General features: G+C 39.4%; 9 protein-coding genes. 3 read left to right on the plus strand and 6 right to left on the minus strand.

Features of this window, described 5'->3' with window-relative positions; genetic code table 11:
* Position 1 precedes the first annotated feature (1 nt).
* The 6 genes from VBZ51_RS03780 to VBZ51_RS03805 all read right to left on the minus strand — a co-directional run bounded on the left by VBZ51_RS03780 (position 2) and on the right by VBZ51_RS03805 (position 6,979).
* The gene (locus tag VBZ51_RS03780; protein WP_416576106.1) at positions 2-808 is read right to left on the minus strand and encodes a chitobiase/beta-hexosaminidase C-terminal domain-containing protein; all 807 of its coding nucleotides are present in this window, start codon (positions 806-808) and stop codon (positions 2-4) included.
* Entirely contained in the window at positions 805-1,839 is a 1,035-nt protein-coding gene (locus VBZ51_RS03785) for a 6-bladed beta-propeller (protein WP_416576107.1), read from the minus strand. Before VBZ51_RS03785 ends, VBZ51_RS03780 begins: the two co-directional genes overlap by 4 nt.
* Positions 1,839-3,332, minus strand: coding sequence for a DUF1501 domain-containing protein (locus VBZ51_RS03790; protein WP_058104060.1), 1,494 nt, complete (start codon positions 3,330-3,332; stop codon positions 1,839-1,841). Before VBZ51_RS03790 ends, VBZ51_RS03785 begins: the two co-directional genes overlap by 1 nt.
* 2 nt (positions 3,333-3,334) lie before the next feature.
* A complete protein-coding gene (locus tag VBZ51_RS03795; RefSeq protein WP_416576108.1) occupies positions 3,335-5,686 on the minus strand; it encodes a PSD1 and planctomycete cytochrome C domain-containing protein in 2,352 nt (783 codons plus the stop codon).
* Between the two features lie 188 nt (positions 5,687-5,874).
* Positions 5,875-6,402, minus strand: coding sequence for a ribosome maturation factor RimM (gene rimM / locus VBZ51_RS03800; RefSeq protein ID WP_058104061.1), 528 nt, complete (start codon positions 6,400-6,402; stop codon positions 5,875-5,877).
* 13 nt (positions 6,403-6,415) lie between these two features.
* Entirely contained in the window at positions 6,416-6,979 is a 564-nt protein-coding gene (locus VBZ51_RS03805; protein ID WP_091607202.1) for a 30S ribosomal protein S16, read from the minus strand.
* A gap of 354 nt (positions 6,980-7,333) precedes the next feature.
* Here VBZ51_RS03805 and dnaE point away from each other — a divergent pair, with 354 nt between their 5' ends.
* From dnaE to VBZ51_RS03820, 3 genes are all read left to right on the plus strand, one after another.
* Positions 7,334-11,770: a DNA polymerase III subunit alpha gene (gene dnaE / locus VBZ51_RS03810; protein WP_416576109.1), complete on the plus strand. Its 4,437-nt coding sequence runs from the start codon at positions 7,334-7,336 to the stop codon at positions 11,768-11,770.
* A gap of 213 nt (positions 11,771-11,983) precedes the next feature.
* Positions 11,984-12,301 (plus strand): thioredoxin, encoded by a 318-nt coding sequence (gene trxA, locus VBZ51_RS03815; RefSeq protein WP_027065108.1) that lies wholly within the window; start codon positions 11,984-11,986, stop codon positions 12,299-12,301.
* 123 nt (positions 12,302-12,424) lie between these two features.
* Entirely contained in the window at positions 12,425-13,354 is a 930-nt protein-coding gene (locus tag VBZ51_RS03820) for a DUF58 domain-containing protein (RefSeq protein ID WP_215998577.1), read from the plus strand.
* The last annotated feature ends 39 nt before the right edge of the window (positions 13,355-13,393 follow it).

Raw genomic sequence — 13,393 nt, forward strand, 5'->3', positions numbered from 1 at the left:
GCTATTGTATAATTATTTCATCTATAAAAACCCAAGGCGTTGTTCCTTTTCCTTGGTGCCATGCTGGAATTTCGCTTAGCGGATGTATTACTACATTCAACGTATTGTACATTCCTGTACTCACCGGTACATGTAAAAATGTGGGACTGTTAGGTGTTTCTTGTTCACTCTTTGCAAACGTCCTTTCTCCTATTAATTCGCTCTCATTAAAAACTTCAATTTTACCAGGTGCGAATATCCAGTTGGATTGATTGGTCAATACACTGACCACTATTTTATTGACCGTGCTATTCTTTTCTAGCTGAAGTGATGCCGTTATCATCTCCGTTTGAAAACCCATCCACTGTTTATCCCCTGCAAATTGTGCACTTCCTTTTTTCAAATCTGATAACCCCATGGCACCCATACCTGAATATTTATCGCTAGGGTCCGGTTTAATTGCTACCTGCTTAATAGCACTATTCTTGGCAATCTTTACCACTTCTACTACAACTTCATCACTTTCTTTATAATCCGGATGAAACATTTTAGCCTTGATTACGGCACTTTCCTGTATTTTCAATGGTCCAGAAAACACCTTTGCGTTTTTATTTACCGAAATTCCATCCAAGGTATATTTTATAATCGAATTTGGCATATCTACGCTGAAATTGAGCATAGTATACGAATCGAAAAATATGGACGACACTTGAACACGAGGGTTGGATAGTTTAAATAAGGCTGTTGGTGCATGTTCCGTATTTTGAGAAAAACAGGCTTGGCACAATACTAGAATTATAGCTATTGAATAGAAAATTCGTTTGATCATATTCTATTCAGTTTTATAGGATACGTCTTCCCTGAATTCCACTGGGCAACATATAAATTATCTTCATCATCTACACATACATCATGCGGATGCGTAAATATTTTGATGGATTGATACATGGGCTCCAAACCATTTTTCCCATAAACAGGAGTACATCCGCCAGGTGCGGATGTAAGTTTATTTTGCTTATCCAATATGGAGATAAATCCGGTACCATCAGACCCATCACCAGACCAGATAGTTGCCAAATAAATGGTATCACCCTTAATTACCGGTCTACAAATATATGCTCCGGGTAAATCTACACTTGCTATAAATTCCCCATCCATGGTAAACCGTTTCAACTTATTTTGCTGTCTTGCTGTTATTAAAAGTTCGGGAGACTTCCCGCCTCTAGTATCTATACAAATACCGTGGGCATTATTAAAAAGGTGATCTGTATCGCCTTTACCGCCAAAAGTCTGTAACAACTCCCCTTTGGCATTGTACCGCATAATGTATTGAGCGCCATAACCGTCAGCAATATATACATCGCCATTTTCAGCAATAGCCGTTTCTGTAGGTATGTATTGCTCCTTGGCAGTATATTTTCCTGATTCCTTGGGATACGAAAAAACTTGTACCACCTTACCGTCTATGGTTGTCTTAATCACCTCATGCCTATTGTTATCCGCTATGTACAGAAAGTCCTCACCATTTTCAACATTCAATGTTAAACCGTGCGCACCGGGATAATCCGTTCCCCAGGTTTCCAACAATTTACCAGAACGGTCATAAATAATAACATTGTTCTTGGTATGGTTGGTTAACAATAAAATCCTGCCCTTGGAATCTTGCACCATTTCATGGCAATCGTTCACCGGATGGTAATTAGAATTCAATGCACCCCAGTTCAAATCTATTTTATACCGGTGACTGCCATGACCAATAACGGCATCTTTATATTCCAATATACTTGCGCCAAAAGAAGAGCAAGTTAAAAGTCCCGCTGAGGCTGCGGCGGTATTTTTTATAAATGTTCTTCTCTGCATTACGATAAAATATCTTTAACCACATGACCTTCAACATCGGTAAGCCTAAATCGTCTACCTTGATATTTATAGGTGAATTTCTCATGATCAATACCCAATTGATGCAACATAGTAGCCTGAAAATCGTGAACATGCACCGGGTTCTTGGTAATGTTATACCCAAAATCATCGGTTTCACCATACACAATACCCGGTTTAATACCGCCACCTGCCATCCACATGGTAAAACATCTTGGGTGGTGATCTCTACCATAATTGGTATCTGTGAGCAAACCTTGGGAGTAATTGGTTCTACCGAATTCTCCTCCCCAAACCACCAAAGTATCTTCTAGCATACCACGTTGTTTAAGATCTGCCACTAAAGCCGCCGATGCTTGATCCACATCTTTAGCCTGTTTTTCTATAGCCCCAGGAAGATTATCATGCTGATCCCAGCCCATGTGGTACAATTGTATAAAACGAACATCTTTCTCTGCCAAACGTCTTGCTAAAAGACAATTAGCTGCAAAAGTCCCGGGAATTTTAGCATCCGAACCATACATTTTATAAATATAATCTGGCTCACCATCCGTATTCATAACATCTGGTACAGAAGTTTGCATTCTATATGCCATTTCATACTGGGCAATTCTACTTTGAATTTCAGGATCGTTAGATTCTTGGTAATGTTGATCATTGAGTTCTGCCAATTTATCCAACATAGATCTTTTAACATCTGCCGTAGTTCCTTTGGGGTCATTCAAATATAAAACAGGATCTTTTGCCGCTCTGAACTGTACCCCTTGATGAAGGGAATGTAGAAACCCGTTACCCCAAAGTCTCGTATACAACGGTTGCCCGTTAGGTCTACCCGAACCTCTTGACAGAAGCACCGTAAAAGCGGGTAAATTTTCGTTCTCGCTACCCAGCCCGTAACTTAACCACGAGCCAATACTTGGTCTACCCGGTTGCTGTGATCCTGTTTGAAAAAATGTTACCGCAGGATCATGGTTAATAGCTTCCGTGTACATTGATTTAACAATACAGATATCATCTACAATTTTGGCGGTATAAGGCAAAAGGTCACTGATATAGGTGCCATTTTTACCATACTGCTGAAATCCGAAATTAGAGCCCACCAAAGGAAATCTATCTTGACCGGAAGTCATACCCGTTAATCGTTGTCCGTTACGAATAGATTCCGGCAGATCTTCACCTCTACGTTTGTTTAAAAGCGGCTTATAATCAAACAGCTCCAATTGCGAAGGACCACCACTTTGAAATAAATAAATAACCCTTTTAATTTTCGATGGATGATGTAGCGAATCCAATACTCCCTTTACTCCAGTAGGTCCGCTATCTGCCGTATATAATCCGTTTTCACCTTTTCTAAATAAGTTTGTACCCAATAAGGAAGCCAATCCAATTCCACCAACTCCCAATGCAGCTTTTCCTAAAAAAGACCGTCTGTTTAAAATTAGCGACCGCTCTTCAACTATTTTCTTTTCGCTCATAATCAGCCTCTATTTATAGTTTCGTCTAAATTCAAAATTGTGTGTGCCGTTAAGGTCATTGCCACTAACTTTTCTTTGTTTAAACCCGTAGGTACTTCACTTCTGCCAATACTTAAATACTCGCTTGTAGAAATTTCGCCGTTCTCAACTTTCGACAACATTTCAGTATAGTAATCGGTCAATGACTGTATCTCCGTTTCATTGGGCATACGAGAGGTTGCTTTGTAAAACAGGGTTTTTATCTGCTCGCTCTCCGCATTGGGGTTTGCCTCCATCTCACCTACGGCAGCTACCCTTGCGGCTTCAACTATTTGTGGATCATTTAATAATACCAAAGCTTGTAACGGGGTATTGGTCTCTTGCCTTTTAACCGAACAATAATCTCTTGAGCTACTGTCAAAAGTCATCATACTTGGTGGTGGAACGGTACGTTTCCAAAACGTATAAATACTTTTTCTATACACATCTTCACCCTCACTTAAGGTATAGGAAGCCGTACTACCACCACCGCCACCCGTGGTTTCTTCCCAGATACCTTCTGGCTGATAGGGCTTAACACTAGGACCGCCCACTTCCCTATTCAGTAATCCACTAAACGCCAAGGCTTGATCACGAATAGCTTCAGACGAAAGTCGTAAACGAGTGGCGCGCGCCAAATATTTATTCTCAGGGTCTTGCTCCAACTTCTCGGGACTAGCCTTTGTATCTTGCTGATATGCCTCGGACATTGCAATGTATTTCAACATTTTTCTGGTATCCCAACCTTCAGTTTTGTATTTGATTGCCAGATAATCCAATAATTCAGGGTGTGTAGGCAACGAACCTTGATTACCAAAGTCGAAAGAAGATGCTACAATACCACTACCGAACATTCGCTGCCATAATCTGTTCACCGCAACCCTTGCCGTAAGTGGGTGCTCATCATCAAACAACCATTTTGCCAATCCTAATCTGTTCTTCGGATAGTTATCAAAAGGTAAAATGGATTCCGGAGTATCAGGAAATACCTCATCGCCATATTGATCATAAATACCTCTTTTTAATATAAATGAAGACCTAGGCTGATCCATTTCTTTCATCACCATTACCGGCACCTCTTTCATCTCACTTTTCTCTAGGTTGATGAATCCTAGAATATCGTTCACTTCTTTCTGCGTCACTTTAATGTAAGGTTCTGGCAAATCTGCAGCATTATCCAACAAGCCTTTTTCAGGTATTGTATTGAAGAAGCTATAAAACTGAAAGTGATCTTTTTGACTAATGGGATCATACTTATGGTCATGACATCTTGCACATTCTAAGGTAAGCCCCAAAAACGCCGTACCCAGCGTGGTATTTCTATCCTCTACGTATTCAACCCGGTATTCTTCAGGAATCACCCCACCTTCGGCAGTTATCTTGTGATTCCTGTTAAAACCGGTAGCTAATATTTGTTCTAGATTGGCATTTGGCATTAGATCACCCGCTAATTGATAGGTAACGAACTGGTCATATGGCATATTCTTCTTAAAAGCGTGAATAACCCAATCTCGCCAAGGCCACATGGTACGTTCAAAATCATCTTGATACCCGTGGGTATCTGCGTATCTGGCAATATCCATCCATTCTGCAGCCATATTCTCGGCATAATCTACCGTTAACAGCAATGAATCTATAACCTCTTCATATTTTTGCTGTGAAGGATTTGTCGCAAATTTTTCTATTTGCTCTAAAGTGGGTGGCAATCCGGTTAAGTCAAAAGTAATTCTACGCAATAGTTTTTCACTACTTGCCCGAGAACTAGGGCTCAACCCTTTTTCGGTCAATTTATTTAAGATAAAAGCATCTATTTCATTGCTGCCCCAAACTTTAGCACCATCATTTTCCGGTACTTCTTGCGGAGTAGGTGGTATAAATGCCCAATGTGTTTTATACTCGGCACCTTGAGCTATCCATTTTTCTAGAATAGCCTTTTCAAAATCCTCTAAAACCAGGTTAGATTCCGGTGGTGGCATGATCAAATTAAGATCATCACTGAAAATACGTTCTACCAAACTACTTTTAGCTGCATTACCGGGCACAATGGCCGCATGGTCCTTAAGTTCGCCTAAAGCCCTATATGCTTCTTCGGCGGAGTGAAGAGATAGATCACCTTCAACGGCATTCTTATCTGGTCCGTGACATATAAAACATCGGTCCGATAGAATAGGCTTAACATGAAAAGTGAAATCGATTTTCTCGGGTATGGCCGTTTCTTTATTGCCATCTTCCAGTGCAATTGTCTTATCAGCTTCAGAAGCACAACTGCATAATATACAGCTTGCAAAAACAAAAGCAGCAATGCTGAACAATTGGCTCATTACATTCTTGGTCATTGATGGTGGTTTTAAATCTGTAATGAACTTACAAACTTTACCATTTTATAACCGTTAAAATTCGACCAATAACAAAGCAAACAAGCTAAATAATATCAAAATTCGTAAAAATGAAATCATAAAATATGATTATCCTAAAAAATGCTTGAAATACTTACAAAAACAGCAATATGTAGTAGTGTTTGATTTTAAGATAGATACAGATCTACTAGACCTTCTGGTGTAGTTACAAGAATACGCTTATTCTCACGATCTACCTTAGTGATGATATCATCACTTATGGGTATCAATAACTGCGCGCCATCTTTTTCTACCTCAAAGAGCGCTTGTGCAGTTGTATCGTTAACACTTTGTATAATACCAATATCACCGTGAACGGAGTCGATCATAGCAAAACCGATAATCTCATGATAATAGAATTTGTTGCCGGTAAGTTTTGGCAACATGGTAAGGGGCAAATAAAGTCCAGATTTCATGATGCGATCTGCATCTGATTCTGATTTCACCTCTTCAAAATCTATACGAAGTAAGTTAGATTTATGAAGTCGGCATCTTTTAATAAAAAATGGAACCAGATTGTTTCCTAAAGAAACAAATACTGATTCCATATTTTCGTATATCTCAGGATCATCGGTATCTAGCTTAACCAATACCTCACCTTTGAAACTATATTTTGAAACGATATTACCTAGGTAGAAACAATCTTCCTTTCGCATCGTTTCTTAAAAATTATGCTTTATCGTCTTCAGCAGGAGCTTCAGTAGCTTGTTCTGGCTCACCAGCAGCTTCAACAGCTTCTACTTCTGCTTCAGCGTCCTCACCTTCTGGAGTCTCTGGCAAAGCAGCAGCGGCAGCTTCAGCAGCACGCTTATCGTTTACTTCTTTCTCAGCCTTTAATGCAGCAGCTCTAGCTTCTGCTTTCGCTTTATCCAATCCACCAACTTTATCTGCAATTGCAGCTTCTTTTTCAGTAACCCAAGCGTTGAATTTTTCTTCAGCTTGCTCTTCGGTCAATGCTCCTTTACGAACACCTCCTAATAAATGATGCTTTAAAAGCACACCTCTATAAGAAAGAATAGCTTTAGCTGTATCCGTTGGTTGTGCACCGTTTTGTAACCACTTTACAGAACTATCAACATCAAGTTCAATAGTTGCAGGGTTTGTATTAGGATTGTAGATACCTAATTTTTCCAAAAATTTACCATCTCTTTTAGCTCTTGCATCTGCAGCAACTACCCAATAGAATGGTTTACCTTTTTTACCGTGTCTTTGTAATCTAATTTTTACTGGCATATCACATTAATTTGTAGGGTGCCCGACCCCTGATTATTAATTCTAGTTTTTTAACTCGTTCGCCACCAATAAGCAAAGCTCATCTGAAAGCGGGTGCAAATATAATTCAAAATGCTGAATTGGCAACAATGTTTTAAAGTTATTTGAATCAACAAACCCAAAATTCTTTTCAAGCTCTAAAAACACTCAAATTCAATTATTTAAATCAGGAATAGCCCAAATAAAAATAGCTAAAAAATCACCCGTTGATAACTCTTAGCAACTACGTTTTCACCAACACCTCCTTTTTCGTAATTTTATAGGCACTTTTTAGGTCAAAATTCTGACCTCTTTTGAACACTCAGAAAACACGATATGTACCTTATTTTTGATACCGAAACCACCGGTCTTCCAAAAAATTGGAATGCCCCTATTACTGACACGGACAACTGGCCACGTTGTATACAGATCGCCTGGCAGTTGCATGATGAAATGGGTAATTGTATTGAACATCAAGATTATTTGGTGCGCCCAGACGGATTCAACATTCCCTATGATGCTGAACAGATCCACGGTATTTCTACAGAACTTGCGGAGCAGCAAGGTGTATCTCTTGCAGAGGTTTTAGAGAAATTCAACATTGCTATGTCCAAAACAAAATTCATTGTTGGGCAAAATGTTGGATTCGATGTGAATATCATGGGGGCGGAATTTCACCGTTTAGGTGTTGAAAACCCATTACAAGAACTACCCGTTTTAGATACTTGTACAGAGCACACTGCACAACTATGCCAAATACCCGGTGGACGTGGCGGTAAGTTCAAATTACCCACATTGACAGAACTGCATGAATTTTTGTTTGGCGAACCATTTGGTGAAGCCCACAATGCAACCGCCGATGTTGAAGCTACCACACGTTGTTTTCTAGAACTTATACGAAAGCAACAATATACCAAAGAACAATTAGACGTTCAACCCGATTATTTCAAGAATTTCTCCGAAGCTAATCCGCAAGAAATTCAACTCATTGGTCTTAAGCATATCAACCTTAAAAAAGCATCGAAAAAAATTGCCGATGCCCTATGGGAAAAAGATACGGGCGGAGTTTCACAAGAAGAAATACAGGAAAACCTTGCGACATTAGAAAATGCAAGTTTTGCGCATTTACACAACCATACGCAATTCTCTATTCTACAGTCCACCATTAGTGTTCCTGATCTAGTAGCGGCCGCCGCCAAGGCAAAAATGCCGGCAGTAGCTATGACGGACCATGCAAATATGATGGGCGCCTTTCATTTCGTCAACGGCGTACTCAATCATAATAAAGGAGTAGTATCCAGGAATGAAGCCAACCAAAAGCGCTATGAGGCTACCCAAAACGGAACGCTGGAAGAAGGTCAAGAACCTTTAAATGAGTTGCCCGAACCAGAACAGGAGATCACACCCATAATTGGTTGTGAATTTCAAGTATGTGAAGACCATACCAACAAATCTCAAAAAGACAATGGATACCAAATAGTCATGCTTGCCAAAAGCAAAAAAGGATATCTAAATTTGGCAAAAATGTCTTCAATAGCCTTTGTAGACGGTAAATACTACGTACCACGTATTGATAAGAAAATTGTTGAGCAGTACAAGGAAGACGTCATGGTACTTACCGGTAACTTATATGGTGAAGTTCCAAGTAAAGTACTGAACGTTGGTGAAAATCAGGCTGAAGAGGCATTGCTTTGGTGGAAAGAAACCTTTGGCGATGATCTCTACATAGAAATTATGCGCCATGGTCAAGAAGATGAAGACCGTGTGAACCAAGTTTTAATACAGTTCGCAAAAAAGCACAATGTCAAGCTCGTTGCTACCAATAACACATATTATGCAGAGAAAGAAAATGCCCATGCGCATGATATTCTTTTATGTGTAAAAGACGGGGAAAAACAATCAACTCCCATAGGTCGTGGTCGTGGTTACCGCTACGGTTTACCCAACCAAGAATACTACTTTAAATCATCTGATGAGATGAAGGAGCTTTTTAAGGATATTCCTGAAGCCATCATCAATATTCAAGAAATTATAGACAAGGTAGAAACCTTTACCCTAGCACGTGACGTACTGTTACCTGCTTTTGATATTCCAGAAGAGTTTCAATTCGAAGAAGATAAATTAGACGGAGACAAACGTGGTGAGAACAAATTTCTAAGACACATTACCTATGAAGGTGCTAAAAAGAGATATGGGGAAATTACGCCCGAAATTGATGAACGTTTAGACTTTGAACTCAAGGTAATTGAAAAGACCGGCTACCCAGGGTATTTCTTGATCGTGGAAGATTTCATAAGGGCGGCAAGGCAAATGGATGTATCCGTTGGTCCGGGTCGTGGATCGGCTGCGGGATCTGCAGTTGCCTATTGCTTATGGATTACGAATTTAGACCCTATTAAGTACGATTTACTTTTTGAGCGTTTCCTAAATCCGGATCGTGTAAGTATGCCCGATATCGATATTGACTTTGATGACGAAGGGCGAAGTCGAGTTATGGACTATGTAATTGACAAGTATGGATCTAACCAGGTGGCACAGATTATCACCTATGGTACCATGGCCGCAAAATCATCTATTCGAGATACGGCAAGAGCGCTTGATCTACCTTTAGGTGATGCGGACCGTATGGCGAAGTTGATCCCGAACATGTCCAAGCTGAAAAAAATTATCGGCATTGATGAAAAGGTACTCCGAAGCAAATTCAACAGTGAAGAACTCGAGAAGATAAACGAGCTTTTGAACATTTCCGAAGGCGACGGATTAGAATCTGAAACCTTAAACCAAGCGTACGTATTGGAAGGCTCTGTACGTAACACCGGTATTCATGCCTGTGGGGTTATCATTACACCAGATGATATAACCAAGTTCGTACCCGTGGCACTTGCCAAAGATTCGGAAATGTACTGTACCCAATTTGACAACTCGGTAGTGGAAAGCGCAGGGTTGTTGAAAATGGATTTCTTGGGATTAAAAACGCTGACCTTGATCAAGGACACCGTTAAAATCGTAAAGGCAAAACATGGTATTGAACTAGACCCAGAGAATTTTCCGCTTGACGATGTAAAAACATACGAGCTCTTTCAACGAGGGGAAACAGTTGGGGTTTTTCAATACGAATCCCCCGGTATGCAAAAACACATGCGCTCATTAAAGCCAACGGTTTTTGCGGATTTAATTGCCATGAATGCCCTGTACCGCCCAGGCCCAATGGAATATATACCTAGCTTCATTGCCCGTAAACACGGTACAGAAGAAATTGTATATGATTTGGATGCTTGCGAAGAGTATCTAGCGGAAACCTACGGAATTACCGTGTACCAAGAGCAGGTGATGCTCCTTTCTCAAAAACTGGCCGACTTTACCAAAGGTGAGGCCGATGTTTTGCGTAAAGCCATGGGTAAAAAGCAAAAGCACGTTCTGGATAAAATGAAGCCCAAGTTCATTGAACAAGCTTCAGCAAAAGGGCATGCCGTTGATAAATTGGAAAAAATCTGGAAAGACTGGGAAGCCTTTGCTGCCTACGCCTTTAACAAATCGCACTCTACCTGTTACGCTTGGATTGCGTACCAAACTGCCTATTGCAAGGCCCACTACCCTGCCGAATATATGGCCGCGGTATTGAGTAACAACATGAACGATATTAAACAGGTTACATTTTTCATGGAAGAATGTAAGCGTATGGGCTTAGATGTACTTGGACCAGATGTAAACGAATCTTACTACAAATTTGCCGTAAACGATGCCGGTGCGGTTCGTTTTGGTATGGGAGCAGTAAAAGGCGTTGGTCGTGGTGCCGTTGAAACCATAGTTGAAAACAGAAAAGATGTAGGTCCTTATAAATCTGTATTCGATTTTGCCAAGCGAATAGACCTACGTGCAGCCAATAAAAAGGCATTTGAGAACCTTGCCGTTGCAGGTGGCTTCGATTCTTTTGGTACTACACATAGGGCACAATATTTTCATGACGAAGGTGACGGTATTACATTTCTTGAAAAAGTCATTAAATACGGTGCCAAGTATCAAGAAAACGAAAACTCTTCACAGGTAAGCCTTTTTGGTGACGCCAGTGAAGTACAAATACCAGAACCCGTTGTACCACCTTGCGAAGAATGGGGAACCATGGAAAAACTCCGTCGAGAAAAAGAAGTGGTAGGTATCTATATATCCGGACACCCTTTGGACGATTTTAAAACGGAAATCAAAGCTTTTTGTAACGCAAATGTGGGCTGCGTAAACGATTTACCAACATATGTAAACAGAGAACTTACGTTTGCAGGAGTCATTACAGATGTACAGCATAGGGTTTCTAAAAACGGTAAAGGCTGGGCTGCGTTTACCATGGAAGATTATACGGACTCTTTTGAATTTAGAATATTTGGTGAGGAATACCTGAAATTCAGACATTTCTTAATGATCAATTCCTTCGCGTATGTAAAACTCTATGTACGAGATGGATGGACAAATAAGGATACGGGAAAGAAAGGAGATCCAAGAATGCAATTCAATAGCTTTATGTTATTACAAGAAGTCATGGAAACCTATGCCAGAAAATTGACCATTAAACTTAATATTGCCGAGTTAAAAGAAGAAAAAGTCAGGACCTTAAAAGACACCTTTGACAACCATAAAGGAGACCATGCCATTAATTTTATTGTCTACGAAATGGAAGAAAAAATTAAGGTGAATTTGAACAGTAGACGACAAAAAGTGCAGATTTCGAGCGAATTATTACAACTTTTAGAGCAACAAGACGTTCATTTTAAGCTCAACTAAATAATGCATTTATGAAGTATTAAGCTAAGAATATGCGTTTTACAAAACATCATTACTGCAAATTATAACTTTTATTTAGCAGTAAAATGTAAGAAAATAGCCCTAAAAATTGATAAATTAGCTTGATACCCGTATAGGCAAAACGAATTGTTGGCACGTAAGGAAACAGAAGAATAATTGACTAAATTTGCATAATCAATAAAAGTAAATAAAATGGCATTAGAAATAACAGATGCTACTTTTGACGAGGTAGTTTTAAAAAGCGATAAACCTGTAGTAGTAGATTTTTGGGCAGCATGGTGCGGTCCTTGTCGTATGGTAGGTCCTATCATAGACGAAGTTAGTACTGAATATGACGGCAAAGCTGTTGTTGGTAAGGTTGATGTAGATGCAAATCAAGAGTTTGCTGCAAAATATGGTGTACGTAATATACCAACAGTTTTAGTTTTTAAAGACGGCGAGATAGTAAGTAGACAAGTAGGTGTTTCACCTAAGAAAGTGTACACAGACGCTATTGACGCAGCTTTGTAAGCAACTGTATCACGTTATAATAAAATAAGTTAGGAGAGCCGGCAAATGCCGGCTTTTATTATTTGCAGTAATTTTAATTCTTTCCATTTATATAGTTCAGCCGTCTTCACTATCTTTAGTAATGTGAATCTACAATCAGAATTAAACAAATCGTCGTTATTCTCCAATTTAGAGCTACTTGCCAATCAAGTTGTAGAAGGCTTTATAAGTGGAATACACCGCAGTCCGTTCCATGGGTTTTCTGCGGAATTTGCGGAACATAAAATCTATAACAATGGCGAAAGTACCAAGCATATAGATTGGAAACTATTTGCCAAAACAGACAAACTCTACACCAAGAGATATGAGGAAGAGACCAATTTAAGATGTCACATGATTTTGGATAACTCTGCTTCTATGTATTATCCTGAGGTAGACAATTTAAGTATTGATAACTTAAATAAAATTGGTTTTAGCGTCTTGAGTATAGCAGCGTTGATGAACGTACTTAAAAGACAACGAGATGCTGTTGGGCTTAGCATATACTCCGATGCTTATAACTATTACGCCCCAGAAAAAGGCAGCGAACGTCATTTTCAGATGCTTTTAGCCCAATTAAGTAGTGTGGGAATGGCAAAGAATCCGCCTAAGGAGACCAAAACGTACACCTATTTACATCAGATTGCAGAGAATATTAAGCGTAGAAGTCTCATTTTTTTGTTTACCGATATGTTTCAGACCGAAAAAAATGATGCAGAATTGTTTGAAGCGCTACGTCATTTAAAATATAATAAGCATGATGTGGTACTTTTTCACCCAATGGATAAACAGCGAGAAATCTTCTTCAATTTTGAAAACACCCCCAAGAGATTTGTCGATGTAGAAACCGGAGAACATTTAGACCTCTATGCAGACAACATAAAAGAAGCTTATAATGAACGGGTTACAAATTACTTAAATGATATAAAAATGAAATGTGCCCAATATAAAATTAAATATGTGGACATAGATATACACCGAGATTTCTCTACAGTGCTCAATACTTTTCTTGTAGAGAGAAATAAGTTTCTCTAGTTTGAAAAAAAATAAAGAAAAATGTTTGTGCAATTGAAA

Origin of the sequence: Maribacter sp. HS (assembly GCF_048059195.1) — a bacterium.
Classification (GTDB): domain Bacteria; phylum Bacteroidota; class Bacteroidia; order Flavobacteriales; family Flavobacteriaceae; genus Maribacter; species Maribacter dokdonensis.

Bases quoted from the DNA above. Each gene is read 5' to 3' on its own strand.
- VBZ51_RS03780 (WP_416576106.1), bottom strand. From the start codon at position 808: ATGATCAAACGAATTTTCTATTCAATAGCTATAATTCTAGTATTGTGC.
- VBZ51_RS03785 (WP_416576107.1), bottom strand. From the start codon at position 1,839: ATGCAGAGAAGAACATTTATAAAAAATACCGCCGCAGCCTCAGCGGGA.
- VBZ51_RS03790 (WP_058104060.1), bottom strand. From the start codon at position 3,332: ATGAGCGAAAAGAAAATAGTTGAAGAGCGGTCGCTAATTTTAAACAGA.
- VBZ51_RS03795 (WP_416576108.1), bottom strand. From the start codon at position 5,686: ATGACCAAGAATGTAATGAGCCAATTGTTCAGCATTGCTGCTTTTGTT.
- rimM (WP_058104061.1), bottom strand. From the start codon at position 6,402: ATGCGAAAGGAAGATTGTTTCTACCTAGGTAATATCGTTTCAAAATAT.
- VBZ51_RS03805 (WP_091607202.1), bottom strand. From the start codon at position 6,979: ATGCCAGTAAAAATTAGATTACAAAGACACGGTAAAAAAGGTAAACCA.
- dnaE (WP_416576109.1), top strand. From the start codon at position 7,334: ATGTACCTTATTTTTGATACCGAAACCACCGGTCTTCCAAAAAATTGG.
- trxA (WP_027065108.1), top strand. From the start codon at position 11,984: ATGGCATTAGAAATAACAGATGCTACTTTTGACGAGGTAGTTTTAAAA.